This is a genomic window from Hyphococcus sp. (genome assembly GCF_965267305.1).
In the GTDB taxonomy this organism is placed as follows: Bacteria; Pseudomonadota; Alphaproteobacteria; order Caulobacterales; family Parvularculaceae; genus Hyphococcus.
The window spans coordinates 629,746-654,029 of sequence record NZ_OZ253945.1 but is presented as its reverse complement, the minus strand read 5'-3'; the positions used below and the strand labels follow the sequence as shown (position 1 = coordinate 654,029).

Here is a 24,284-nt window from a genome sequence, read left to right as displayed (position 1 = left end):
CCTTCCGGCGGGCCCGAAATCTTTTGCGAAGGTCCTCGCGATGGGGCTTGCATGGGGCGGAGGAGGCGCCTATACAGCGCTTCCGCCGCCGCGCGGCGCGATCTGTGCGGGCCCTTCGTCTATCGGTTAGGACGCCAGGTTTTCAACCTGGAAAGAGGGGTTCGATTCCCCTAGGGCCTGCCATTTTCCTTCCGAAACGAACTTTTATTCGAGTTTCCCGCAAAAGCGGCGGTCGCCGCGCGATCGGGAGTACCATTGATCTGAGCCCTGTTTTGGCGTCTATTAAGCATTGTTAATCGCGTCCGGACAAAGGGGTTGGGTCCATGAGGGGTATTTTCGCCATTGCAGCGTTCGTCTTCGTCGCTATCGCGCCGGTTTCGTCCGCTTTCGCCGCCAAGCTCTCCAAAAACGAAATCGAGCAGGTGCTCAATTCGCAGGGCTATGCGGTGCAGGATGTAGGGCCGAACACGCTGTTCGTCCGGGTCGCCGATTACGACATCCGCATCGATATTCAGGGCCCCGACGGCGATATTTCCTACCGCACCTGGCTCTTTGAAGTGGACGGAAGCAGCGTCAGCTACAAAGTGCTGAACCAGTTCAATAATGATGTGAAATTCGGCCGCGTCTATATTGATGAGGACGGAGATGTGACGCTGCAAATGGATCGCAACGGCGCAGGCGGGGCCTCGGTCGAGAATATCGAGTCCGATTTCGATGTGTTCCTGATGCTTATCAGCTCTTTCATGGACCATCTCGAATCGCAGATTGTGGCGTAAGCGGACGATCTTTTCCGCAGTTGCAAAAAGCGCTGCGCACAACCTCGTAATGTTATCTAATAACCCGATCCTGCAACCGCGCCGCGAAATCGCAGCCGCGCTAAACTAAATTAGTGCATTTTTTGCGCGGAAGGATTAGTGTTTCCTTGCGGGTGGATTATAGTTAACAAGAAAAAACAAACGGCTTTGTGCGCGACAGGGGTACCAAGAACACATGGACGAGCGGTTTGATGCATCTCGTGACGGCGGCGACTCGTCCGATGATGATGAAGAGCGCTTCACGATCAAGGGCGTCGTGAAGTGGTTCGATCCTGCAAAGGGATACGGCTTCATCATCACTGACGAGACGGAAGGCGACATTCTCATTCATTCGTCCTGTCTGAAAGCCGCAGGGCTTTCGACGGCGCGCGAAGGATCGACCGTCGAATGCGAAGTCGTGCGCCGGACGAAAGGTCTGCAGGCGTCGAAGCTTCTCAATATCGATGAGTCGACTGCGGCGCCGCTGCCGTCGATGGCGCCGATGCCGGCGCAGACGCCGGCCGGCGATTTTGTGCGCGCGCAGGTGAAATGGTTCAACCGCGCGAAGGGCTACGGTTTTTTGACCCGCGGCGAAGGCACTGAAGACATCTTTGTTCACATGGAAACCTTGCGCCGGTCGGGCCTTGGCGAATTGCAACAAGGCTCGCGCGTGCAGGTGTCCTTCGCCGCCGGATCGAAAGGCCTCCTCGCCATCGAGGTTCGTCCGGACCCGGAGAATTAGGAACGGCTTGTTCCTTACGCAGACGGTTCTGTCGAAAAAGTCGTTCATCATTTGTCGCTGACAACCAACGCGAAAGCCTTGGCAAGAACGGTCATGCGCCGGCCGGCCATCCTGGGTCGGTTGGCCGCCCTGCCGGAAGCGGCTGCAAAGCCATTCGCCGGGAGGAAAGTAATGGCGACTCCGGCAGGATTCGAACCTGCGACCATCGGCTTAGAAGGCCGGTGCTCTATCCAGCTGAGCTACGGAGCCGTGAAGGGGCGTTATAGGCCGAAACGGCGTAAAACCCCTAATGACTTAGTGGGTCCAGGGCTTGCGGCGGCGGAAGGAGAAATTGTCGGAATAGGCTTTGGGCTGGGGCTTCGGCTCATGATCCGGGTCGAGCCGGAAGGGAATGCCGCAGCGCTCGGCATAGGCGACGGCCTCCTCGCGGGTGTCGAAGGAAAGGCGCACCTGGCCCGAGGTGATCTCGTCGCCCGAGGTCCAGCCCATCAGCGGGTCGAGGCGTCTCGCCGTCTCGGCCTCGAATTCCAGCACCCAGCGGGCGGTCTTGGCCTTGCCGGACTGCATGGCGGTTTTCGCCGGTTTGTAAATGCGTGCAAACATTCCGTTTCCCGCTCTCTCGTCGCTTCATCCCGCCGCGTGGTCGGGGCGGCAAGATTCGAACTTGCGACCCCCTGATCCCAAATCAGGTGCGCTACCAGGCTGCGCTACGCCCCGCCTCCACGGCTCGGAACGGCTCTGATCCTTCATCTCGCGGCGGATGTAAAGGGTTTTGGGTCGGGCTCTCGACCTACTCGATATCCGGCAGGGCGGTCGCGTCCACATCGTCGCTCGCCGCTGCGAGTTCGAGAGGGATCGTCACCTCGCTTTTGCCTGGGGAGAGCATGTAATCCTTGGCGACGAAGCCGGCCTTGGCGATCTTGGCCTTTTTCGGCCCGTCGAGGCGGATGCGGCAGGGCGTTTCGCACTCGCCGACGCCGTCGATGGTGAGGAGGGCGCCCGCAGGATCGGTCTGCACCAGCAGCATCGACGATCCGCCCCCCATAGTTACGCAGCCGCTGAGGAGAAGAAACCCGAGGAAAAGGAAGGCCGGTCTGCGCATGAATGTCTCCTTCGCGGCTATTTTTGCGCCGCCGCCAGCGCCATGAAAGCGCGTTCGAGATCGATTTTCAAATCCTCGATATCCTCAAGCCCCGCATGAAAGCGGATGACGGGTCCGTCTTCCTTCCACGCCGTGGCGGTGCGGTAGTTTTCCGGCTTTACGGGCAGGACGAGGCTTTCATAGCCGCCCCAGGAAAAGCCGATGCCGAAGAGCTTGAAGGCGTTGAAGAAGGCCTTCAGGGCTGGCAGGGACCTCGGTTTCAGGACGACGCCGAAGAGACCCGACGCGCCGGCGAAGTCGCGCTTCCAGACATTGTGCCCGGGATTGTTTTTCTGTGCCGGGTGAAGGATCCGCTCAACCTCGTCGCGCTTCTTCAGCCATTTGACGAGTTCGCTAGCGTTTTCCTGATGGCGCTCAAGACGCGTCGACAGCGTGCGCATGCCGCGCAGGGCGAGATAGGCGTCGTCCGCCGAGACGTTGGAGCCGAGTTGCAAAAGCGCGTAGAAAATTTTCTGCGCCGTTTGCTCGTCGGCGGAGGTGAGGGTTCCGACCAGCGCGTCCGCATGGCCCACGAGATATTTCGTCGCCGCCTGCAGGCTGACATCGGCGCCGAGCTCGATGGGCTTCATGAAGTAGCCGCCGGACCATGTATTGTCGACGACGAGCTTCGCGCCATGCGCATGAGCCGCGCGCGCCAGCGCGGGCAAATCCTGCACCTCGAAGGTAAGAGAGCCCGGCGATTCCGCGAACACGACTTTCGTGTTCGGCTGCATGAGCGCTGCGATCTCATCCTCGCCGGCGAGCGGATCGTAATAAGTCGTCTGGACGCCGAAGCGTTTCAGGAACCGGTCACAGAACTTGCGCGTCGGATCGTAGGCCGTATCGACCATTAAGACATGATCGCCCGAGGCGACAAAGGCGAGGAGGGACGCCGTGCAAGCCTGAAGCCCCGACGGCGCGAGCCGCGTCTCGAACCCGCCTTCCAGCGCCGTTACCGCCTCTTCCAGGGCGCGGTGCGTGGGCGTCCCCAGACGGCCATAGGTGATCGACTTCGCGCCTTCGAGATAGTCATCATAAGTCGGGAAAAGATAGGTGGAGGCGCGCTCGACCGGCGTGTTGACAGGATGTTTCGGGCGCTGATGCGGGCGGCCAGCGACGGTTAGCTTCGTATTGTCTTTCATTTGATTTTTCTAACGCAGTTGAGGCGTTGGTTTAAGCGCCGCTCGCGGAATTTTCGCGTTTCAGACGTTCGACGACCCCGCTGCGCCGGTCAACCACGGAAAACCCGCATTTCTGGTAGAGCGGCAAGGCCGCAGGGTGGTCGAGCGTGCAGGTTTCCAGCCGAAGCTTCTGCGGGCCCCGCGACCAGGCGAGATCGATGACATTCGACAGGAAGAACCGGCCGAGCCCGCAGCCGATGACGTCCGGCGCGAGGCCGAAAAATTTGAGTTCATGGATGTCGGGTTTGCGCGCGTCGATCTCCGCCATGCCGCCGGGCGCGCCGTCCACATAAAGCACATAGAGATAGACATCCGGATCGCGGATCAGCGCGGAGAGTTCTTCATCGTTCAGCTTGCGGCGGCTGATCCAGTTCCAGGGCGCGCCCACAAGATCGTAGAGATAGCGGTAAAAATGGACCGGCGGGTTTTCAACGCGCATGAGCGCGGTCTTGCGGCGCGGCGCCGGCGCGCGCGGCAGGTCCGGGCGCGACGACTGCTCCAGATAGGTGATGGTCACCTCGATCCGGTCGTCAGTCTTCGGCGTCAGTGACAACGGGGAATAATGCGTTGTCATTGGTTTCCGCTCCCCACTCGCTCCAGGATCCGTCGTAAAGCGCATGCGCCCGGGACCCGATAACTTCCAGCGCAAGGGAGAGTACCGCAGCCGTCACGCCCGATCCACAGCTTGTTACAACCGGGGTTTCGGGGGTGATTCCGGCATCCGTAAAAATCGCCGACAATTCCTGCGGCGATTTGAGGCCGCCGCCGTCGAGGAGATTGGCGAAGGGCATATTTGCCGCACCCGGCATGTGGCCCGGCCGGACGCCCGGCCGCGGGTCAGGCGCCTTGCCGGCAAACCGTTCCGCCGAGCGCGCGTCGAGGACCGTCCCCGCGCCCGACAGGGCCGCGCGCACGGCGTCAGCGTCCGCCACCAGCGCCGGGTTCGGGCGTGGCGTGTATGTCGTCTGTATGGGAACGGGTTTTTCGGCCGTGACCGGGCGGCCTTCCTTGAGCCAGCGCGGCAGGCCGCCGTTCAAGACCGCAACTTCCTCATGTCCCATGGCCCGGAAAGTCCACCAGACCCGCGCGGCGGAGAAGAGGCCGATCTCGTCATAGACCACGACGCGATCCTTGTCGGAAATGCCGAGCTCTCCTACGGCCTGCGCAAATTGCGACGGCGCGGGCAGCATATGCGGCAGGTGCGTATCCCGGTCTGCGATGGCGTCGATGTCGAAGAAGACCGCGCCGGGAATATGCTGCGCGTTGTAATTCTCCACCGATGGCGGCTGGCCCGGCATGCGCCAGGATCCGTCGACGATTTTCACATCGGGCGCATCGAGATTGGCGGCGAGCCATTCCGTGGAGACGAGGGGGCCGAAACTCATAAATTCAACGTACTTATTTTTCAGAGCAAGAGTACCACGATGGAGTAGGTTCTCCTCCCCCGTTTACGGGGGAGGTGTCCGCAAAGCGGACGGAGGGGGCTGCAAGTCTAAAACACCCCCATCGCCTCGCTGCGCTCGGCACTTCCCCCCGCAGGCGGGGGAAGAGGGAAACGCTCTACAGCCAGCCCGGAACCGGGAGGCCTTTTTCCTTGAGGAATTCCGGATTGTAGAGCTTCGACGCGTAGCGGTGGCCGTAATCGCAGAGGATCGTCACCACCGTATGGCCGGGGCCGAGCTCTTTCGCCAGCTTCATGGCGCCGCAAATATTGATGCCCGCCGAGCCGCCAAGGCAGAGCCCTTCCTCCATCACCAGCTTGAAGAGGACGTCCAGCATGTCGGCGTCGTCGATGCGATAGCCGTCGTCGATGGGCGCGCCTTCGAGATTGGCGGTGATGCGGCCCTGGCCGATGCCTTCGGTGATGGAGCCGCCTTCGGTCTCGTCCTTGCCGTATTTGATCAGCGAATAGATTTTCGAGCCGCCCGGATCGCTCACGGCGGTTTTGATGTCCTTGTTGCGTTCCTTCAGCGCCATGGAGACGCCGGCGAGCGTGCCGCCCGTGCCGACGGCGCAGGTGAAGCCGTCGACCTTGCCGTCGGTTTGTTTCCAGATTTCGGGACCCGTCGTGGCGACATGGAAATCGCGGTTCGCTGTATTGTCGAACTGGTTCGCCCAGACTGCGCCGTTAGGCTCGGTCTCCGCCAGCTCCTCCGCGAGGCGGCGGGAATAGTGAACATAGTTGTTCGGGTTGGCGTAGGGGACGGCGTCGACCTCGATCAGCTCCGCGCCGTGGAGGCGCAGCGCGATCTTTTTCTCCTCGCTCTGGGTGCGGGGGATGACGATCTTGGTTTTGTATCCCAGCGCCGCGCCGACCATGGCGAGGCCGATGCCGGTATTGCCGGCGGTCCCTTCGACAATGACCCCGCCGGGTTTCAGTGTCCCGCGTTTCTCGGCGTCTCGGATGATGCCGAGCGCCGCCCTGTCCTTCACCGACTGGCCGGGGTTCAGGAACTCCGCCTTGCCGAGAATGGTGCAGCCCGTCTCCTCCGAGGCGCGCTTCAGCTTGATGAGCGGCGTATTTCCGATGAGGTCGAGCATGGTCTGGTAGGCGGTCATGGTTCGGCGAACTCCGGGCGTTTCTTTTGCCTATACAACAGGCGCGCCGCACTTTGCCCGCCTCTCACGGCAGTTTGAACCGAGTATTTCTAAAGACGGGCGGAGATATTGTGGACAATATGCGGGGCATTCTAGAGATCGCGGTGCTCCGACGTCAGGCGAGCGGTCCGGATTGCATGAGTTTCGCGTCCGGTTTTGACGCCGGACGGTCAATGTCCTTTAAATTAGAAGCGTAGCAGAGCTCGGGGGAGAACATGCTTAGCGTTGAATGTAATGAGATTGCTTCGCCGTCCGCAGCGGCCCTGCGTCGAGAGTGCTTTGCCGATCTGCGCGACGAAGGAGGCTGGTCAGAAAAAGAAGCCGAGATCGATTCACATTCGTTACATATAGAGATTTCATTTAATAGGGCAGTGATAGGTTACTGTAGAATAACAAAACCCACCTTGTCGGTATTCGGATACTTCATGGATGATCCAGATTTCATGCCGACGGGACGTGATGTGTGGTCGTTGGGACGGGGTTGTGTTTCCGTGACGCACCGCCGGCGAGGACTTCTGCCTTTCGTCGTATTGGATGGCATCAGGATGGCGCGCAGCTTTGGCGCTGCGGCCGTCATAGGTGCAATGCCTCCGACAGAAAATGCAATCCAATCGATCAAGAAGTCTTCGATGGTTCCGATTGGGGAGCCAATACAATCCGGGCATCGAGGAAGAAAGTCACTTCATCAGTGCGTAATTCATGACGCGGCGATGATTGATAACGAGAACTTTGAACGGATGTATGAAGCGGCGTTTCACCTCGTTGAAGAAAGATTTCGCTGAATTACTGTCAATGAATGTGCGACTAAAGTCTGAGAAAACTTCTGGCTAGCAGCTCAATTTTTGATGTTTAGGGGTTTCCTTTATCCATCGCCTTCGCCTCGTCCCACACCGCTTCCATCTCCTCAAGCCTCGCATCGGCGAGGCTTTCGCCGCGTTCGGCGAAGGTTTTCTCGATATGTCTGAAGCGGCGGATGAACTTTTCATTGGCGCGGCGCAGCGCGCTTTCGGGATCGATATCGAGATGGCGTGAGAGGTTGGCGAGGACGAAGAGGAGATCGCCGAACTCTTCCTCGATGTGATCTTTCTCGCCTGCATCCATCGCCTCTTTCAGTTCTTCGGTTTCTTCCGCGATCTTGTCGAGCACCGAGCGCGCGTCCGGCCAGTCGAAGCCGACGCGGCCCGCGCGCTTTTGCAGCTTTACCGCGCGGGTCAGGCCTGGAAGGCCCGCCGGCACGTCGTCAAGCAACCCGTCCTTGCCCTTGGCTTTGCGTTCTTCAGCCTTCTGCTCCTCCCACGCCGCCGTCTGTTCGTCGGCGGAGCGCATGTCGACCTCGCCGAAGACATGGGGGTGGCGGCGGATCATCTTGTCGGCGATTTCCTGCGCCACGTCGCCGAAGGTGAAGAGCCCTTCCTCCTTCGCCATCTGTGCGTGGAAGACGGCCTGAAAAAGCAGGTCGCCGAGCTCCTCCTTCAGCCCGTTCATGTCGCCGCGCTCGATGGCGTCGGCGACCTCATAGGCCTCCTCGACGGTGTAGGGGGCGATGGTCCGGAAGTTCTGTTCGAGATCCCACGGGCAGCCGCCGTCCGGCGATCTGAGGCGCGCCATGACCTGCAGCAAGGCGTCGATCTTGCGGGCGTCTTCGGAAGGGGCGTCTGTCATCGGTAAGCCTTTGGCGAATTATGCTCCTGAGGCCGAGGCTTAGGGCGAAATCCGCTTTAAGGCCACAGCCGAAAGGCGAGGCGCGCCCGCGTGCTTGATTTTGGCGAGCCTGTCGGCCATGCAAGGATGGCGCAAGCATTTGAGTTTGCGGGAAAAGAGAGAGAAGGAACGACCCTCATGCCTATCCAGGAAGCCAAATATATCTGGCGCAACGGTAAGATGATCCCCTGGGCCGAGGCGACCGTCCATGTAATGACCCATGGTCTCCACTACGGAACCTCGGTGTTTGAAGGGATGCGCGCCTATAACACGAAGCATAAGGGCGTATGCGTATTCCGGAACCGCGAACATATTGAACGGCTGTTTTTCTCGGCGCGCGTCTATCGCATCGACATCGAGAAATATTCCGTCGACGAGATCATGCAGGTCTGCAAGGACGTCGTCGCGAAGAACGAGCTCGACAGCGCCTATATCCGTCCGCTTGCCTGGCTCGGCTATGGCGAGATGGGACCGGCGTCCTTCAATGCGCCGTCGGAACTGATGGTCGCGGCGTTCCCCTGGGGGGCCTATCTCGGCGAAGAGGGCCTCAAGAACGGCATCGACGTCGCCTTCTCAAGCTGGCGGCGCATGGCGCCGGGCACGGTGCCTGCGGGCGTCAAGGCCGGCGGCAATTACCTGTCGAGCCGTCTCGTGTCGCAGGAAGCGAAGCTTTCCGGTTTCGCTGAAGGGTTAGGCTTGGCCCATGACGGCACGGTCTCGGAAGGCGCCGGCGAGAACATCTTTGTCGTGATGAAAGGCAAGATTTACACGCCGACGACTGCGTCCTCGATCCTTTCGGGCATCACCCGCGACACGGTCATGACGCTGGCGAAAAAGGCGGGTTACGAGGTTATCGAACAGGCGATCCCGCGCGAGATGCTCTATGCGGCGGACGAAGTGTTTCTGACGGGCACGGCGGCGGAGATCACGCCGGTGCGCTCCATCGACCGCCTCCCCGTAGGCAAAGGCAACCGTCCGGCCACGTCGCAAATCCAAGACATGTTCTTCGGCCTCTTCTCCGGTGAGACCGACGACGAATGGGGCTGGCTCGACCCGGTGGCTTAGGGCCGCCGCCGATCTCCTCCCCCGCCTGCGGGGGAGGTGTCGAGGCCGTCAGGCCGAGACGGAGGGGGTCTTAGCCCCCATCCCCGGCTTCGGGGTACTTCCCCCGTAAACGGGGGAAGAAAGATTTTGGTTATTCCGTCTGCGGAGAAAGCCGCAGCGCGTCCATCATCACATGGAAGATGTAGTTCTGTTCCACCGTGCCGGAGAACAGATAGGCGCCGGGGCCTGAGGCGTAGATCGTGACGTCCTGGCCGCCATGGGTTTCCGAGCCCAGCGGCACCAGCGAAGGCTGCTGGTAATTGACGCCTTTCACTTCTTCCTCTGTGCCGATGGGCCGTTCCAGCAGGTCAACGCCTTTTTTGAAGACGGCGCCGGGGCCGTTGGCGTAGCCAAGCGTCGTATAGGGCTTGCCGTCTTCTGCAGGAAGAAGCGTGTTCTCACCTTCAGTATTTACATAACGAACGAGGCCGAGAATGTCGTTGCCCTTCGCCGGATAACCCGCAAAGGTTAGCGTGTGGCCGTGATCGGCGGTGACGATGATCAACGTGTCTTTCGGGTCCGTCATTTCATAGGCCGCGGCGACAGCTTGCGCATATTCTTGCGCATCCATCAGCGCGCGCGCGGCGTTGCCGCCATGATGGGCGTGGTCGACGCGGCCGGCCTCGACCATTAGCACAAACCCCTTGTCATTGCGGGACAAGATTTCGACGGCCTTGCGCGTCATCTCTTCGAGAGACGGCTCGCCCGCCTTGTCGTTCTCGCGGTCGGCTTCGTATTCCAGATGCGAGCCTTCGAAGAGACCGAGAACGCGCGGGTCCGCCGCCGGATCGATGGCGTCGAACTGTGCCTTGTTCCAGACAAAGGCGTGCTTGTCCGACTTCGCGACCCATTCCGCGGTCAGGTTCCGCCCATCCTTGCGCCAGCCCTTGCGCTCCTGATCCTCGGGGTCTTGGGCGTCTTCAGGAAGGAAGTTGGCGCGTCCGCCGCCCATGGCGAAGTCGACGCCGTCGCCATAGGGAAAGTCGATCAGCTGGCTGGCGATATCGCGGCAGCCCGCTTCATAGGCGCCTTCGGGGAGCGCGGCGTCGCTTTCCCAGTCGCGCTCGGGCACATGGGCGTAGGTGGCCGCTGGCGTTGCATGGGTCAGGCGCGCCGTCGAGATGACGCCGGTTGAAAGCCCCGCCTGTTCCGCGATCTCGACAAAGGTCGGCGCATGGGCGGAAAGGCTCGCCTCGCAATCGCCGACGGGCGATTCCTTTTTGACGGAAATCATGCCCATCCGGGTTTTGTAGCCGGTGGCCATTGCGGTCATGGTGCCGGCGGAATCGGGAACCTGACTGTCGGTATTATAGGTCTTCGACATGGCGAGATGCGGGAAGCGTTCGAAGGAGAGAAGGTTTTCCTCGCCTTCCTCGCCGCGGCTCTGTCCGTCGTAAATCCGCGCGGCGGCGACCGTCGTCGGGTCCATGCCGTCGGCGATGAAAAGGATGACGTTTTTCGCTTTGGTCTTGACGTGCGTGACCGTCTTGCGCTGGGCGAGCGTCGATTGCGCGCCGTCGAACCAGGCGTCGCCGGTCACGGCGGCGGGCGCCGCATTGGTTGCAATCGGAGTGCTCGCGCAAGCGGCGAGGCTGGCGCTCATCAGCAGCGAAGCGAAAATTCTCATGATGTCTTGCCCTATTTTGAATGTCCGGCCCTGCCTGCACCATTCGCGCGACAGATTTATGTCATGCAGCCATTCCCCGCGCTCAGTGAGCGCCTCCTGCTGCCTTATAGGGTAGTTCCGAGCCGGAAAACCATGGCAATATCGCCGCAACGCCTATCGGGTCATGCCGGGAAGGGATCGCGCATCATGTTGAAAATCCTGCGTTTTGGCGCGCTTTTTCTGCTCATTCTTGTGGCCGGCGCGGCGTTTTATCTCAAAACCCCGGGCCCGGCGCCGTTTGACCGCGATGCGGCGATGGAAAAGGCGCGCGCCTATAAGGCGCGCATCCTCCGCGATGCTTACGGCGTGCCGCATATTTACGGCGCCCGCGACGCCGATGTCGGTTTCGGTCTCGCCTACGCCCATGCCGAAGACGACTGGGCGACGATCGAAGAAGTCGTTCTTTTTTCCCGCGGCGTGCTGGCGCAACGGGACGGCAGGGATGCTGCGGTCACGGACTATCTCATTCGCGCCATGGGCTCGGCGGACGCCATCGCGGAGAAATACGAAACCGATCTCCTGTCGAAAACCCGCGCGCTGGCCGAAGGTTACGCCGCCGGGATTAACTTCTATTGCGCCGAGGAGCCGGCGCGCTGCGAACGCGACGCCCTGCCGGTGACGGCGCAAGACGTTGTGGCCGGTTTCGCCTCGCGCCAGCCCTTCTTTTACGGGCTCGACGAGCAGTTGAAAGCGGTCTTCGAGGGCGACGTGAAAGTCGAAAAACGCGCTGACACGGCGCGTGAAGCGTTTCTGAAAGTTCCGAAGGAATTCGAACTTGGCTCCAACGCCATGGCGGTCGCGCCGTCGCGTTCCGCAGACGGCCACACGCGGCTGATGGTCAATTCCCACCAGCCCTATGAGGGGCCCGTCGCCTGGTACGAAGCGCGGGTGAAATCCGAAGAGGGCTGGGACATGATCGGCGGCATCTTCCCCGGCGCGCCGCTGATCCTGCACGGCGCGGGCCCCGATCTCGGTTGGGCCTTCACCGTGAACAAGCCCGACCTCGTCGATGTCTATACGCTTGAAGTCGACAATCAAAAGAAACCGGAAAAATACCGTTTCGACGGCGGCTGGCGTGATTTCGACGTGAAGAAAATCAAGTTCCGCGTTCATCTTTGGGGGCCGTTCAGTCTGCCGGTGACGCGGCGCGCTCTTTACTCCGTCCACGGACCGGTTTTCGAAACCGATAACGGATGGTTCGCCGTGTCTTATGCGGGGCAGGGCGATATCCGCGCCCTCGAACAATATTACCGCATGAACCGTGCGACCGATTACGCAGAATGGCGCGCGGCGATGGAGATGCTGGCGCTGCCAAGCCTCAACGCGGTTTACGCAGACGGCGACGGCGTTATAGCCTATTACTATAACGCCGCGATCCCGGTGCGCGCGGCGGGGCCCGATTGGTCGAAAGCGCAGGACGGGTCCGATCCCGGGCTTCTCTGGCAGGGAACGCGAAGCCTCAACGACGCGCCGCAGGTGGTGATGCCCCGATCGGGCTATGTGGTGAACGCCAATCATACGCCGTTTCAATCGTCGGGTCCGGCGGACAATCCCGACCCGGAGAAGTTTCCGCCGCATTACGGCGTCGACACGCGCACGACCAATCGCGGCTTACGGATTCAGGCGCTCTATGGCGGCGACGCCTCCATCACCGGCGAGGAGTTCGTTTCCTACAAGCTCGACAATGTTTACGCGGACAACTCGCGCGTCATGGAGCTTGTGAAGGAACTCGCGCAAACGGGCGCCGAAGATTTGCAGGAAGAAGCCGCAGTGCTGGCGGCGTGGGACGGCGCGGTTGCGATGGAGAACCGCTCGGCGGCGCTCGCCATTCTGACGGCGCAGCGGGCGCGCGGCTATTTGCTCAATGACGAGGGCGCCGAGACGCCGGATTATGAAGCGGCGCTGCGCGAGGTCTCGGCGGAACTGAAAGAGAAGTTCGGGCGCATCGATCCCGAATGGGGCGAGGCGGTGCGCCTCAAACGCGGCGAATTTTCCGTGCCGCTGAATGGCGGACCGGACACGCTGCGCGCGGTTTATCCGCAGGAAGACGGCGAGGGCGCCTTAAAATCCGTCGGCGGCGACACTTATATTCTTTATGCGGACTGGTCCGGCGCGCGCGATGTGGAGATCAAGACCATCCACCAGTATGGCGCGGCGACCTCGGACCCTGCGTCCCCTCACTATGACGACCAGGCGCCGGTCTTCGCGGCTGAGGAATGGAAATCGCCGCCCATGGAATTGCAGGCGCTGATCGCTGAAGCGACGCGCGATTACACGGTGGGCGGGGAATGAGTGGAGAGAAGCGCCGCCAACCCGGCGCTTAATCCGTGAAAGTCTCCGCATTCCCGGCATAGTCGTAAAGATCGAGATGTTTCACGACCTTGCCGTCTTTCACGGTGACCGCCGTGACGATGGGCGCGGCGCCGGTGAAGGTTTTGTCGTCTTTCGTAACCAGATTGTATGTCAGTTGCGCCACAAAGACGACGACGCCATTGCTTTCATATTGGCGTTCGACATCGTAGTTGACACTGAACGACTGGTATTGCGCAGCGTAGTCGCCGAGCCCTTTCAGCACCGCCTCTTTTCCATTGAACATGAAGGCGCCGCCATCGGCGCTTTCTTCGGTTGATGTCGGATCGGCGAACACCATGTCGTCGCTAAGAAACGGCGCCATTTTTTCGACGTCGAAGGTCGAATAGGCGGCGAGATAGTCTTCGGCGAGTGAAACGGCGTCAGCCGAGTTCAGTTCCTCCGCATGGGCGTGGGCGGCAATTAGAAACAGGCCGGCGCAGGCGATGATGAATTTTTTCATGGAGACCCCTCTTTAGCTGTCCGCAAGACTTAACCAACAAGCAAGAGCCTTCGCAAAATCACAAAATCGTAAATGCGGCGAACGGTTCTATGACGGCGACGAAGTGAAAGCTCAGAGCCCAAACCGTTTCAGCGCCGCTTTCGCAATCGGCTTGTCTTTCAATAACCATCGGGCGCCGATTTCTGCTGCAGAGGAATGTGAGTCTTCCTCATGGAGGTGTTGCGGCGCCTTTCCGAAGAAGGCCGTAAACAGCTCAGCGATGGAAATTTTTTAGTTAGCCATTCCAGCAAAATTGAGGGCAAGGCTGCCAAGAAATGCCAGGACGAAAATAAGCATGCCGAAAACCCAGTTGAGTCGCGTCATCTTTTCATGAACGATATAGGCGTCCATATGCTTGTCCCAAATTGTCACGCCGTCTGACTCAAGAGCAGTGTACGCCAGAATATGCGTCATGAGCGAGACAAGAGGTATGCCGGCGCCGAGCCCAGCGACGCCGCAAAATAAAGACCGTCCGACGGATCTTCCCATCGCGAGGCGCCCGCCGTCTTTGTTGACGACGCCGGTCCTGAAAAGCGCTTTGCCGAAAGTAGTTCGAAAAATCGAAATGATGACGCCTTCGAGTATCAAAGATGCGAATAAAATAACTGCGGTGAAGATGATGCTTGAGATGATGGTGGTCGGCAGCCAAGCTGGATTTACAATCGCGAGCACGATGCCTCCGATAAAGGCGAGGGCGACGGCGAAAATCGAAATGTCGATAGTTTTTGCGAAATACCGCCGCCAGGGATGCACATAATGCTTATCCCGTGTAGATTGTATGTCGATGTTCATTTTCACTCCACTTGATGACTCAAGTAGAACACAAGACCATTGCACATCAAAGCTTAAAGCGCGCTAGAGCCCAAACCGCTTCAACGCCGCCTTCGCGATCGGCTCGCCCCATTCCTGCACGAAGTGGCCCGCCTCGTCGATCTCCATGGGCTCGGGGCAGTTGCGGATGATTTTTCGGAGCGCCTTCATCGCCGGGGGCCCCAGCACCGGATCGGCCATGCCGACGGCCATGAAGCTCTCGCCGGTCCAATCCTCCGACCAGAATTTGCGGGCGGCGAGCGACGTCTCGACGCCTTCTTTCGATGCTGGCGTCAGTTCCTTGCCCTGTTCCTTCATCATTACGAGTTCGGGAAAGCGCCGCACGCCGCCCTTGTAGGATTTGTCGGGGAAGGGCGCGCCATAGGCGGCGGCTTCCGCGTCGGTGAGGATCGGCGTCGCGCGTTTCATTAGCGCAGCGACATCGAGATCGGGTTGCGAGCGGTTAAAAGCGCGCCACGCGGCGAAGCCTTCCGGCGCTTCCTCGCCGCCGGGAAGGCCGGTGTTCATGACGATGAGCCGCGTATAGCGCGCCGGCGCCGCCATGGGCAGGGTCAGGCCGAGGACGCCGCCCCAGTCCTGCACCACAAGGCAAATGTCGCGCAGGTTCAGATATTCGACAAAGGCGAGCAGCGCATTGCGGTGAAAATGATAGGTGTAGACCTCGTCGTCGACCGGCTTGTCGGAGCGCCCGAAGCCGAACATGTCGACCGCGACGAAACGATAGCCCGCCTCGACGAAGACCGGCGCCATCTTGCGAAAAAGATAGGCCCATGACGGCTCGCCGTGAATGCACAGGAAGGTCGGCCCTTCATGCTGGCCGTGATCCACATAATGCATCCGAAGCCCTTCATAGCCCGGAAGGTCCTCGATATAGCGCGGCGTGAACGGCCAATCGGGCAGGTTGGCGAAACGCTCGTCAGGGGTTCTGAGGGCTTTTATCTCGGTCATGGCGTTTCTCCGGAAGGTTGCTTTCATGCGGCGGGCTGCATTGATGACGCGGCAGCGCCCTGTCATGATATCGGCGATTCTGAGAGGGGCCGGGACGATGCTACGCGAGTGGAATTCAGCATTCAAAACACAAACGCAGTTGTTTGGAAGATTTGCGACATTCGCTGCGTTGCTTGTCGGCCTGACGTTGGCGCCGGCGGGCATGGCGCAGGCGCAATCCATCCGGATCGGCGTAGATTCGAGCCTTGCGGATTATCTGCTCGACGCCGTGTGTTCGGGCGAGCCTCTGGACGAAGCCTATGTGCGCTCGCTCCCTGTGGTACAGTCCCAGGTGAAGCATCACACAGGTCTCAGCGCGACCCGCGATATGGACGCGTTTGTGGAGGGGCTGAAGGCCGCCGCCGCCTGCCGGGTTCCGGAAAAGGATGTTTATCTCTTCGGTCCGCTGGTGGAGGAAAAGGAGAAATTCCGCGAGGAAGTAGCCTTTTTCAAGGAGCGGTCGGCGGAGATCGAATCCTATGTCGCCGAAACCCTGGCGCCCTATGCGCCGGACGATCTCGATTACGAAGGCGCGCTGGTCGTCTCCGTCGTCGGCAATAATTGCGGCGGTTTTTCCATGGACGGCCGGTTCTACCTTGCGCTCAATTGCCTGCGCGATTCCTACGAAGAAGAATACGAGACCGCGAAACTGCTCTCGGCGCATGAAACCTATCACGCCATTCAATACGCTTTCTTTCATCCCTTCGACGAAGACATCAACCGCGTGAAGACGGTGGATGACGCCTTCGATTATCTGTTCATGAATCTGCTCCTCGAAGGAACGGCGGAGCTCGCCGCGGACAGCCGCGCCCTGACGGGCTCGGGCCGTCTCACCGACTTCATGAAAGACATGGCGCGCGGCGCCTATCGCAACCTGCCGCTGCATATCCGAAACTTCGGCTATGCGGGGGATATCCTTGCGGCGGGCGGCGATGTTCAACGGCGGATCCGCGATATTTACGAAACCGGCTTCACCGGCGGCGGGGGGCAGGTTTTCTATTATGTGGGCGCGTTTATGGGGCGCGTGATCGAAGAAACCTACAGCCGCGAAGCGCTGGTCTGCATTCTGGCGCTGCCGCCGGAACAATATGTGCGCGCCTATCAGGCGGCAGCGAAAGAAGCGGAGCGTGACGATGCGCCGCCGCTCTCCGCCGCCATGGAGAAAGCGGCGGACCGGCTCAGCAAAAAGCGCGGAAAAGATCAGCGTTACGAAGCCTGCATTCGTCCGCAGCAAGATTGAGTTTTCGAAGACGTCGCTTCTTGAACAAAAGACCTGGCGATCCGGTCGGCGATGAATTTCGTTATGAAATCAAGGCATTAATTAAAGATATAACATAACATAAAGTATAGGCGCCGATTATTTGCCCTTCACGCGATTATTCATTACGATAACGAAATAAATAATCCGGGGGGAATTGGGTATGAGGGGCTTTGGGATTCTGTTTTTGTGCATGCTGTCATCCGGCTGCACGCTGGGGAACATAAACTCACTCTATCGCTCCCCCACACTTCAGCATGGCTCAAGTCATATAGTGGATGCCAAGCAACGATTTGTGCTGACCTATCCTGGTCTGGTGAAATTCAACAGTAGGGGCGAGGTCATCCCTACACAAACGATTTCGTGCGCCGAGCCGAGTCCAGACGTTTTTTCCGTCTATGCAGCAAGCGGTGAGGCGGCGTTTTCGAAGGGAGATGTGGGCGGGTCGGGTTCCTTCGCTACGGTTGAAACAGGCGCGTCCTTGCTGGAAAGGACAACGGCGCTTCAGGCCCTGCGCGACAACTATTTTAGGCTCTGCGAAGGTTTTGCTATTGGCGCAATTGATGAAATCGATTTCATGATTGGCCAGCGTCACAATCAGACAGCGCTGATAGGGCTAATAGCCATTGAAGAAATGAAAGCGGCGTCGCGCCCGCCTGCAGTCGTAATCGGCGGTTCCGCAACCGCGTCGTCGGCATCGGGCGTTATGATGCTTTCAAAACAGATGACCGACGAGATGGTGGCGCAAGCCGAATTGGAAGAATCCCTAAAGGGGAACAAAGATAAAATCAAAACCAAGGAAAGCGAGATTGAAAAAACAAAGCCTGTAGCGGAGCAAACGCTTCCTGCTAACCCAACCCCTGAGCAGACGGCGGCGGTGAATGAAGCGAAGGCGAAATTAAAGTCTCTTGAGAGTGAGCTAACGGCTCTGCAAACTGAAGGCCGCGATCTCTCAGCGAAGATTGAAGCGAAAAAGAAAGTTGTGGCTGCGTTGGCGGCGGCGATTGAAAAAGGAGGCGTAACGGGAGCGGCTGCGAGCTCCATCGTTCAAGAAATAGTTCAGGCAGAGCGCCCTCAGTGCGATAGCGCTTGCGCGACACAAAAAGAAGCTATCGCCAAACAAATGACGAAAGTAGTTCAATTGATCGATGACAATGATTTTGGGCCGACGATTTGCCTTAGTTATTTGCGTAAACAAACGCCGGTCGGAATACCCACAAGCGCTTTGATGGATGAGTACGAAATTCCATCCGAAACGAACAGCGTAACGACAAGTTCGGCATTAACATCTGCGAACACACGACGGACCCAAGCTGAAAGGCAAGAGTCTACGACTACGGAAATTACGACACGGAATTATAAAGAGCGATCCATAATGGCGGAGGTGTGTGAGGATGTTATGGAAGAATATGTAGCGGGATTGCGAGAGCGCCGCACTATGGCGCGCATTCTAGTACAGGCCCTTGCCGAGAGCGGTGAGACTATTTCCGCTGAAAACATTGGAGCAATTTCGCAAATTCTTGACGGCGGTGATGTGCAAATTTTTCAAGGACCGGTCATGCGAATGGACGGTCCTGCGGTAGAGGGCGCTGACGATGGCGCCGTCGTGGATTTGGATATGATGTTGGAAGGCAAGGCGCGTTTGAGCGCGCCTCAGCCTGATGGCTAGACACAGCCGACGCGCAGGGTTTTAAACCAAGCTTTAAAAACCTCGTCCTGACGTCCCGCGTCTTTGAACATAGCCGCCGCCCGGCGGGAAGCCGGTCTCGAAAGCGGGTTCATAGGTCGGATCGCTGTCGTCTTCGCCCATGGAGTCGATGATTTCCGTGGCGCGGGCGAGGGCCCTTGCGAAACGCTCATGGGTCTGGCCGATCCAGTCGAGGCGTTCGCCTTCGCCGTCGCGCAAAGTGCCGAGCCCGTCGCGGTAATGCTCCTGATCCATGATGGCGTCGAGATCGTCATCCGACACCGGACGGGTTCCGTCGCGGACGCGGTCGCGATATTCCCGCGCGCGTTCGGCCTGGTCTCGCGCGCGTTCCCAGTCGAAGCCGCCTTGCGCCAGCACGATATAGGGCGCGGCGTCGCTGCGGATCCCATCGTCGAGCGATGCGTAGCGTTTAAGTTGCGGCAGGGCGGCGCCTTTCGGCGCGCGGTCGGTGACCCAGGTAAAGCCTTTGTTGACGTACTGATGGGTGCGCATGGCGCCGGTCGCCGGATCGGGCGAGCCGAACTCCACAATCTCAAACGCATAGGCCGCGATGTCGTCGAATTTCTTGAGGCGGTGCGGGCCCACATCCGTGCGGTAGCTCGAGCGCACATAGGTTCCGTCGGCGAAACGCAGTTCGGTGATCCGGCCAAGTTCGTCGCGGGCCATGGTGAAATCCTCGCCGACGAGAATCTGCACTGTCGTCTCGCGGTAGCGGTTGGAAAAGTAACGGATGAAATAGCCGTCCGGATGCCACGACCAGCGCGCGGCCGGGATGTCGTCCTTGGTCTTCGGCGGCTCGCCCGAGCGCACGGCGATCGCTTCGAGTTCGCCGAAGCTCGCATCGGGGCGCGAGGCGGCGCGGCGCAGGCGCTCGGTTGCGTCGAGGGCGTCGCGGGCCGCGCGCGGCAATTCCCGGCGGGCGCGGGAGGACAGCTCCGGCGGAACCCAGCCGAGCGCGCCGCCATCGAGCGCGCGATAGTCGGCGTCGGACAACAGGACGCGCGCAGCCTCTCTCGCTTCAGGCGCCATGTTCGAAATCTCGACGCCGGCAAGCATGCTCCAGAGGAGGCGCTGGATGTCTTCGTAAGGGACGCCCGGATGCGCATAGGAATTGGCGAGGATCGAGCGGATCGGCCCCGCGAGTTTCCCCGTCAGCGCGCCGGAGCGGTAGCCGGACCCGCCGGCGCGCTCGAACGTGCCGGGCTTCAGGCAATAGCTTTGCGATTTGAATTCCCACGCGCCAGGCTTCAGCCTGAAGCCGCCGGTGGCGGTGCGGGCGAGGGTCTCCATATCGGCGAAGGCGGCAGGCTCGAAATCGTCGAGCTGCGGCGACTGGCGGCGCAGCTCCGCGCCGTCTTCCTCCAGCGGGAAGAGCGCCTTCGCCACCGCGGTTTCCGCCGCGTCGCGGGCTTCGCGCTCCACCTCGCGCTTGGCGCGGTTGACGATGTCGCCAAGCTGCGCTTCTGCAGGCGTCGCCAATAGGAACAGGGCGAGAACGCCCGCAAGCTTGCGCAATCCGGTAAAGGTCATGATAAGGCTCCCCCTTGTCTGTGAGCGGAGCCTAACCCCGCCCGCGGCGAAGGCAAAGTGACCGTAAGGAGAGATATGATGGCGGAGAAGACCAGCGACCTCGTGGTGATCGGTTCGGGACCGGGCGGCTATGTGGCGGCGATCCGCGCGAGCCAGTTGGGGCTCAAAACCATCATCGTGGAGCGCGACGCGCTGGGCGGGGTCTGCCTCAATTGGGGCTGTATCCCGACGAAAGCGCTTCTCCGCACGGCGGAAGTCTACAGCAATATGAAGCACGCCGCCGATTTCGGCCTCAAAGCCGAGGGGATCGGCTTCGATCTCGATGCGGTCGTCAAGCGCTCGCGCGCCGTGTCGGGCCGCATGGAAAAGGGCGTCACCGGCCTGATGAAGAAGAACAAGATCGAGGTGGTGAAGGGTACCGCGCGGCTGGAGAAGGGCCCAAAAACAGAATCTGGCGCCCCGGTCGTCAAAGTGAAGACCGACAACGGCGAAGAGACGATCAAGGCTAAGCATGTGATCCTCGCCACCGGGGCGCGGGCGCGCACCATCCCCGCCGCAGGGCTCGAGCCCGACGGGAAATTCATCTGGACCGCGAAGGAAGCCATGGTCCCCGACGTGATGCCGAAAAAACTCCTCGTCATCGGCTCCGGCGCCATCGGGATCGAGTTTGCGAGTTTCTATAACGCGCTCGGCGCGGAAACGACGGTCGTCGAAATGGTCGACCGCATCCTGCCCGCCGAAGACGCGGAGATTTCCAAATTCGCGGAGAAACAGTTCAAGAAACAGGGGATGAAAATCCTCACCTCCGCGACGGTCGAGAAACTCGACAAGGGTTCGGAAACGGTGAAAGCCACCATCAAAACGAAAGACGGCAAAACAGAAACCGTGGAGGCCGACCGCGTCATCCTCGCCATCGGGATTACGGGGAACACGGAGAATCTCGGCCTCGAAACTCTCGGCGTCAAAATCGACCGCGGCCATGTGACGGTCAATGAATGGCTGGAGACGGGGGTCAAGGGCCTCTACGCCATCGGCGATCTCGTGGGCGCGCCCTGGCTTGCGCACAAGGCGAGCCATGAGGGCGTTCTCTGCGTTGAGAAAATCGCGGGGGTCAAAGGCCTCCACCCCATGAACGTCACCCACATTCCGGGCTGCACCTATTCAAACCCGCAGGTGGCATCCGTCGGCCTCACCGAGGCGAAGGCGAAGGAGCAGGGCTACAAGGTCAAGGTCGGGCGCTTCCCCTTTGTGGGCAACGGCAAGGCGATCGCGCTGGGCGAGCCCGAGGGCATGGTGAAGACCGTCTTCGACGAAAAGACCGGCGAATTGCTGGGCGCCCATATGATTGGGGCGGAGGTCACCGAGCTGATCCAGGGCTTCGGCCTCGCCCGGTCCATGGAGGGCACCGAAGAAGACCTCATGCACGCGATCTTCCCCCATCCGACGCTGAGCGAGATGATGCATGAGGCGACGCTGGATGCGTATGGTCGGGTGGTGCATGTTTAGTGCGTTTTTAAACGCAAGGACCATTATCGCGTGCATAGCCATCGTTTGGGTTTTGGATGGTTCAGACTTTTTTGGATATAAATTCGGCCAGCGCAGCCGCAAGTTTTTTTGCACTATCAGGAGTATTGCCGCTTAAAACGGTTCGTTTAAATGCTGCAGACAGCACCGCAGGATTTTTTTTAAGTCTGTCGTAGGTCCAGCCAGTCTCAGCTACTACAGCTTTTACCGTATTAAACCATTCAGGATATTCTTCTGCGAGGCATGCTTGGAAATCCGTTTTCCATATTATCGCATTTCGCTCAAAGATATTAGAGTCCGGCCACGCAAGCTTTGCGTCAATTCCCAAGAGATTGCATATTGTCTCATTAAGCTCCCGGTTATTCTTTTTTGCTTTTTCTTCGCAGTTTGTATCGCCATCTAACATCGCGAAATATGGAATTTCGAGTCCTCGTGCTATGGCAATAATGTTGACTAACCCTCCCTTTCCTCCAACCGGTACAATGTGTCCGCCCTTGCGTATGAACTCATTGTGCAAGTCGTGAGCTTTTAAAACTTCTGATACTAAGGCCCTATCTTCAATTCCTTCAACTAATACGAGTTTATTGCAAAAAAATGCCTCAGAAACTTCCGGCGCGATGAAAGCTTCTAATGCCGCAAGCGCTGCTTGTGCGGCAATAGGCTGCTCACCTTTGGCTGCTGCAATAAGTGCACGGTGTTCATCAGCCGTCCAAAACGTCACCTTGGAGGGTGATTTTTCGTGTTTTTTGACTGCTCTAACGAGCTCAAAATTCTCCGCCGATATGAAATAAGCACTATGTGTTGTGACCAAAACTTGATCGTCGCGAGCAATTTCTAACAAAGCCAGATATAAATGCTTAGCTTGCGGGGGATGTTGAAAAAGTTCCGGCTCCTCTATTCCAACAATAATGGAAGGCGCTTCTTGATCAACGAGCTTGGCGTTGAGCATGATTAGCGAAAGTAGATAGTTCCTTTGCAATCCGTGCCCAAATCTAGCTACATCGCCTTGATATGTGTCATCGCGAAAAATCGCCTTTACCAGCGGCGGGTTTATGGCGACACTCTTGTCATCAATATCGGTCCAATCTAAGCCAACGGTCGCATCTACCGAGGTCAAAGAACGAAAGGTCTCATTCAACGCGTTTTCTAGGGTGGCCGCTTCGGTTTTATAAGCAGTTGATAGTGCAGTAATTTGCTCATGTGCAATTGTCTTTATTTCGTCAATGCGGTCTTCTACATTTACGCGGTTGCGGATGATGCGATTTACTAAGACGCCCATCGCGGTGTTCTTAGCTTCTTCTGCCTCATCGGATGCGTCTTTGACGGCTGGAATGTAGACCCATTCAGCGAATTGCTTGAGAAGAGCGCATGGGCCCGTTGCACCGAAAGCATTTGCGTCGCTATCGATGAGGGAACATCTGTCAGGGTTTTCCGTTTCATAGGTCTTGAGTGCGGCTTCAAATACTGCTGCGGCACTTCGAGGTGGCAAATCAGGCAAGTCTGTAAATTGATTTCTGATATTGGCATATGCTTCTTTCTTTTCGCCAGCTGTCGAAGCTGCAAAGAAAGGAGCGAACTCGGCTATTCCTAGCCGTGCTCCATGCAATGTTGCGCTTACTTTTCCATTTTCGTCTTTTTGCGCCTTCAAAAAGAGCGTCAGTTCGCCTTGTCTAACATAATGCGAAAAGGCATCAGTTGCTGCTTCGCTTAAGTCATCCCAAGTGATTTCTATTCGTAGCTGATTTGTATTTGTCCGAAAGTCGTCAACGGTAATTTGTATTGCTTTAGGTACATACGCGTAGAATGCGTTTATAGCCTGCAATATAACTGACTTTCCGGCATTATTTGGGCCGATTAAAGCGGTGTATTTATCAAGACGAATAACTTCGTTTTCAAAGCATCTAAAATTTTGAAGCTTGATCTGCTTGATTTTCATGATCGTGGCCTCTGCAAAAGGATTATTGATGTCACGTTTTTAACTAAAGAAGTAGATAAATATATTACTGTAAAAGGATTTAAAAGTTCTGTTACTGTTATAACATTTACTTGCGCGCAGGGTGCATTAGGCGAGGCGCAATGCACCATTCGAGCGCCGAACGGAGCATTACGGTCTTAATGCACCTTACGGTTCTTATTTCCACCGATCATCCCGGCGAAAGCCGGGATCCAGCTCATGTGATAATGCCGGGCGAAGCCCGTCTTTTTTGTCTGGACTGGGCCCCGGGTGGGGCTTGTCCTCGGGCCGGCCTTTGGCCGGACCCGGGGGGCGGGGGGTCGGAGAGGGGGAAGCAAGTAGCTTACCCCTCTCCCGCTGGCGGGAGAGGGTCCAACGGGGCCCCAACCCCGTTGGACGGGTGAGGGTGGAATCTTCTAAATTGTTGAGTAGCCCCCCTCATCCGGCCCTTCGGGCCACCTTCTCCCCCAAGGGGGCGAAGGTTTTTTTTCGGCCCAAAACCCGCACCCCAAAAACGGGAAAAACACCCCAAAGGCGCGAATTCTTCAATATTTCCCAGCATCGGTGAATAGTTATCCACCGCTTCCGAAGCTCACCTATACTACTCGGCAGTCAGGGCATGAGAGACGTTGTCCGGAACCGTCGTTCAGCGGCCCTGATGGCAGTGTGCGGGCGGCGCGCCGCCTTCGCCAGTTTCAACCGGTGTGTTCGCCG

Annotated in this window: 21 protein-coding genes and 3 tRNA genes; 9 read left to right on the top strand and 15 right to left on the bottom strand. The window is 58.7% G+C overall.

Features of this window, described 5'->3' with window-relative positions; genetic code table 11:
• The first annotated feature begins 108 nt into the window (after positions 1 to 108).
• The 3 genes from ACQY5P_RS03070 to ACQY5P_RS03060 all read left to right on the top strand — a co-directional run bounded on the left by ACQY5P_RS03070 (position 109) and on the right by ACQY5P_RS03060 (position 1,536).
• Positions 109 to 183: transfer RNA gene (locus ACQY5P_RS03070), tRNA-Glu, on the top strand.
• A gap of 140 nt (positions 184 to 323) precedes the next feature.
• Complete coding sequence (locus ACQY5P_RS03065) at positions 324 to 776, top strand: YbjN domain-containing protein (RefSeq protein ID WP_428409377.1); 453 nt, start codon at positions 324 to 326, stop codon at positions 774 to 776.
• 214 nt (positions 777 to 990) lie between these two features.
• Complete coding sequence (locus ACQY5P_RS03060) at positions 991 to 1,536, top strand: cold-shock protein (RefSeq protein WP_428409376.1); 546 nt, start codon at positions 991 to 993, stop codon at positions 1,534 to 1,536.
• Between the two features lie 172 nt (positions 1,537 to 1,708).
• Here the strand turns inward: ACQY5P_RS03060 and ACQY5P_RS03055 are convergent.
• The 8 genes from ACQY5P_RS03055 to ACQY5P_RS03020 all read right to left on the bottom strand — a co-directional run bounded on the left by ACQY5P_RS03055 (position 1,709) and on the right by ACQY5P_RS03020 (position 6,417).
• Positions 1,709 to 1,785 (bottom strand) — tRNA-Arg (locus tag ACQY5P_RS03055).
• Between the two features lie 45 nt (positions 1,786 to 1,830).
• Positions 1,831 to 2,139: an ETC complex I subunit gene (locus tag ACQY5P_RS03050; protein ID WP_428409375.1), complete on the bottom strand. Its 309-nt coding sequence runs from the start codon at positions 2,137 to 2,139 to the stop codon at positions 1,831 to 1,833.
• A 37-nt stretch (positions 2,140 to 2,176) separates the two neighbouring features.
• Positions 2,177 to 2,253 (bottom strand) — tRNA-Pro (locus tag ACQY5P_RS03045).
• A 73-nt stretch (positions 2,254 to 2,326) separates the two neighbouring features.
• The gene (locus ACQY5P_RS03040) at positions 2,327 to 2,638 is read right to left on the bottom strand and encodes a PEGA domain-containing protein (RefSeq protein WP_428409374.1); all 312 of its coding nucleotides are present in this window, start codon (positions 2,636 to 2,638) and stop codon (positions 2,327 to 2,329) included.
• A gap of 17 nt (positions 2,639 to 2,655) precedes the next feature.
• Complete coding sequence (gene metC / locus ACQY5P_RS03035) at positions 2,656 to 3,819, bottom strand: cystathionine beta-lyase (protein WP_428409373.1); 1,164 nt, start codon at positions 3,817 to 3,819, stop codon at positions 2,656 to 2,658.
• A gap of 31 nt (positions 3,820 to 3,850) precedes the next feature.
• On the bottom strand, positions 3,851 to 4,432 hold the full coding sequence (locus ACQY5P_RS03030; RefSeq protein WP_428409372.1) for a GNAT family N-acetyltransferase: 582 nt from the start codon (positions 4,430 to 4,432) through the stop codon (positions 3,851 to 3,853).
• A complete protein-coding gene (gene sseA / locus ACQY5P_RS03025; RefSeq protein ID WP_428409371.1) occupies positions 4,389 to 5,243 on the bottom strand; it encodes a 3-mercaptopyruvate sulfurtransferase in 855 nt (284 codons plus the stop codon). Before sseA ends, ACQY5P_RS03030 begins: the two co-directional genes overlap by 44 nt.
• Positions 5,244 to 5,418: 175 nt before the next feature.
• Positions 5,419 to 6,417: a cysteine synthase A gene (locus tag ACQY5P_RS03020; RefSeq protein WP_428409370.1), complete on the bottom strand. Its 999-nt coding sequence runs from the start codon at positions 6,415 to 6,417 to the stop codon at positions 5,419 to 5,421.
• A gap of 254 nt (positions 6,418 to 6,671) precedes the next feature.
• On the opposite strand from ACQY5P_RS03020, the gene ACQY5P_RS03015 reads away from it, so the two are divergent.
• Positions 6,672 to 7,238 (top strand): hypothetical protein, encoded by a 567-nt coding sequence (locus ACQY5P_RS03015; protein WP_428409369.1) that lies wholly within the window; start codon positions 6,672 to 6,674, stop codon positions 7,236 to 7,238.
• Positions 7,239 to 7,305: 67 nt separating this feature from the next.
• On the opposite strand, the gene mazG is transcribed toward ACQY5P_RS03015, so the two are convergent.
• Positions 7,306 to 8,118: a nucleoside triphosphate pyrophosphohydrolase gene (gene mazG / locus ACQY5P_RS03010; protein ID WP_428409368.1), complete on the bottom strand. Its 813-nt coding sequence runs from the start codon at positions 8,116 to 8,118 to the stop codon at positions 7,306 to 7,308.
• Between the two features lie 177 nt (positions 8,119 to 8,295).
• Between mazG and ACQY5P_RS03005 the strand changes: the two genes are divergently transcribed.
• On the top strand, positions 8,296 to 9,222 hold the full coding sequence (locus ACQY5P_RS03005) for a branched-chain amino acid transaminase (RefSeq protein ID WP_428409367.1): 927 nt from the start codon (positions 8,296 to 8,298) through the stop codon (positions 9,220 to 9,222).
• Positions 9,223 to 9,352: 130 nt separating this feature from the next.
• Here ACQY5P_RS03005 and ACQY5P_RS03000 read toward each other — a convergent pair whose 3' ends face one another.
• Positions 9,353 to 10,888 (bottom strand): alkaline phosphatase, encoded by a 1,536-nt coding sequence (locus ACQY5P_RS03000; RefSeq protein WP_428409366.1) that lies wholly within the window; start codon positions 10,886 to 10,888, stop codon positions 9,353 to 9,355.
• Positions 10,889 to 11,074: 186 nt separating this feature from the next.
• Here ACQY5P_RS03000 and ACQY5P_RS02995 point away from each other — a divergent pair, with 186 nt between their 5' ends.
• Entirely contained in the window at positions 11,075 to 13,219 is a 2,145-nt protein-coding gene (locus ACQY5P_RS02995) for a penicillin acylase family protein (RefSeq protein ID WP_428409365.1), read from the top strand.
• Between the two features lie 28 nt (positions 13,220 to 13,247).
• Here ACQY5P_RS02995 and ACQY5P_RS02990 read toward each other — a convergent pair whose 3' ends face one another.
• The 3 genes from ACQY5P_RS02990 to ACQY5P_RS02980 form a co-directional block, all read right to left on the bottom strand.
• The gene (locus ACQY5P_RS02990) at positions 13,248 to 13,739 is read right to left on the bottom strand and encodes a nuclear transport factor 2 family protein (RefSeq protein WP_428409364.1); all 492 of its coding nucleotides are present in this window, start codon (positions 13,737 to 13,739) and stop codon (positions 13,248 to 13,250) included.
• A gap of 270 nt (positions 13,740 to 14,009) precedes the next feature.
• Positions 14,010 to 14,570, bottom strand: a complete 561-nt coding sequence (locus ACQY5P_RS02985; protein ID WP_428409363.1) for an RDD family protein — start codon at positions 14,568 to 14,570, stop codon at positions 14,010 to 14,012.
• A gap of 63 nt (positions 14,571 to 14,633) precedes the next feature.
• Complete coding sequence (locus ACQY5P_RS02980) at positions 14,634 to 15,557, bottom strand: haloalkane dehalogenase (RefSeq protein WP_428409362.1); 924 nt, start codon at positions 15,555 to 15,557, stop codon at positions 14,634 to 14,636.
• Positions 15,558 to 15,696: 139 nt separating this feature from the next.
• On the opposite strand from ACQY5P_RS02980, the gene ACQY5P_RS02975 reads away from it, so the two are divergent.
• Positions 15,697 to 16,836 (top strand): DUF5700 domain-containing putative Zn-dependent protease, encoded by a 1,140-nt coding sequence (locus ACQY5P_RS02975; RefSeq protein ID WP_428409361.1) that lies wholly within the window; start codon positions 15,697 to 15,699, stop codon positions 16,834 to 16,836.
• Between the two features lie 313 nt (positions 16,837 to 17,149).
• Positions 17,150 to 18,523: a hypothetical protein gene (locus ACQY5P_RS02970; RefSeq protein WP_428409360.1), complete on the top strand. Its 1,374-nt coding sequence runs from the start codon at positions 17,150 to 17,152 to the stop codon at positions 18,521 to 18,523.
• 33 nt (positions 18,524 to 18,556) lie between these two features.
• Here the strand turns inward: ACQY5P_RS02970 and ACQY5P_RS02965 are convergent, their stop codons facing one another.
• On the bottom strand, positions 18,557 to 20,092 hold the full coding sequence (locus ACQY5P_RS02965) for a hypothetical protein (RefSeq protein WP_428409359.1): 1,536 nt from the start codon (positions 20,090 to 20,092) through the stop codon (positions 18,557 to 18,559).
• Between the two features lie 78 nt (positions 20,093 to 20,170).
• Between ACQY5P_RS02965 and lpdA the strand changes: the two genes are divergently transcribed.
• A complete protein-coding gene (gene lpdA / locus ACQY5P_RS02960; protein WP_428410622.1) occupies positions 20,171 to 21,598 on the top strand; it encodes a dihydrolipoyl dehydrogenase in 1,428 nt (475 codons plus the stop codon).
• Positions 21,599 to 21,659: 61 nt separating this feature from the next.
• On the opposite strand, the gene ACQY5P_RS02955 is transcribed toward lpdA, so the two are convergent.
• Positions 21,660 to 23,552: an ATP-dependent nuclease gene (locus ACQY5P_RS02955; protein ID WP_428409358.1), complete on the bottom strand. Its 1,893-nt coding sequence runs from the start codon at positions 23,550 to 23,552 to the stop codon at positions 21,660 to 21,662.
• Positions 23,553 to 24,284 lie beyond the last annotated feature (732 nt).

Excerpts from the sequence above, each read along its gene's own strand:
- ACQY5P_RS02995 (WP_428409365.1), top strand. The coding sequence starts at position 11,075 with ATGTTGAAAATCCTGCGTTTTGGCGCGCTTTTTCTGCTCATTCTTGTG.
- ACQY5P_RS03030 (WP_428409372.1), bottom strand. The coding sequence starts at position 4,432 with ATGACAACGCATTATTCCCCGTTGTCACTGACGCCGAAGACTGACGAC.
- ACQY5P_RS02990 (WP_428409364.1), bottom strand. The coding sequence starts at position 13,739 with ATGAAAAAATTCATCATCGCCTGCGCCGGCCTGTTTCTAATTGCCGCC.
- lpdA (WP_428410622.1), top strand. The coding sequence starts at position 20,171 with ATGGCGGAGAAGACCAGCGACCTCGTGGTGATCGGTTCGGGACCGGGC.
- ACQY5P_RS03000 (WP_428409366.1), bottom strand. The coding sequence starts at position 10,888 with ATGAGAATTTTCGCTTCGCTGCTGATGAGCGCCAGCCTCGCCGCTTGC.
- ACQY5P_RS02980 (WP_428409362.1), bottom strand. The coding sequence starts at position 15,557 with ATGACCGAGATAAAAGCCCTCAGAACCCCTGACGAGCGTTTCGCCAAC.
- ACQY5P_RS02965 (WP_428409359.1), bottom strand. The coding sequence starts at position 20,092 with ATGACCTTTACCGGATTGCGCAAGCTTGCGGGCGTTCTCGCCCTGTTC.
- mazG (WP_428409368.1), bottom strand. The coding sequence starts at position 8,118 with ATGACAGACGCCCCTTCCGAAGACGCCCGCAAGATCGACGCCTTGCTG.
- ACQY5P_RS02985 (WP_428409363.1), bottom strand. The coding sequence starts at position 14,570 with ATGAACATCGACATACAATCTACACGGGATAAGCATTATGTGCATCCC.
- ACQY5P_RS03050 (WP_428409375.1), bottom strand. The coding sequence starts at position 2,139 with ATGTTTGCACGCATTTACAAACCGGCGAAAACCGCCATGCAGTCCGGC.
- metC (WP_428409373.1), bottom strand. The coding sequence starts at position 3,819 with ATGAAAGACAATACGAAGCTAACCGTCGCTGGCCGCCCGCATCAGCGC.
- ACQY5P_RS02955 (WP_428409358.1), bottom strand. The coding sequence starts at position 23,552 with ATGAAAATCAAGCAGATCAAGCTTCAAAATTTTAGATGCTTTGAAAAC.
- ACQY5P_RS03005 (WP_428409367.1), top strand. The coding sequence starts at position 8,296 with ATGCCTATCCAGGAAGCCAAATATATCTGGCGCAACGGTAAGATGATC.
- ACQY5P_RS03015 (WP_428409369.1), top strand. The coding sequence starts at position 6,672 with ATGCTTAGCGTTGAATGTAATGAGATTGCTTCGCCGTCCGCAGCGGCC.
- ACQY5P_RS03060 (WP_428409376.1), top strand. The coding sequence starts at position 991 with ATGGACGAGCGGTTTGATGCATCTCGTGACGGCGGCGACTCGTCCGAT.
- ACQY5P_RS03040 (WP_428409374.1), bottom strand. The coding sequence starts at position 2,638 with ATGCGCAGACCGGCCTTCCTTTTCCTCGGGTTTCTTCTCCTCAGCGGC.
- ACQY5P_RS03020 (WP_428409370.1), bottom strand. The coding sequence starts at position 6,417 with ATGACCGCCTACCAGACCATGCTCGACCTCATCGGAAATACGCCGCTC.
- ACQY5P_RS03065 (WP_428409377.1), top strand. The coding sequence starts at position 324 with ATGAGGGGTATTTTCGCCATTGCAGCGTTCGTCTTCGTCGCTATCGCG.
- sseA (WP_428409371.1), bottom strand. The coding sequence starts at position 5,243 with ATGAGTTTCGGCCCCCTCGTCTCCACGGAATGGCTCGCCGCCAATCTC.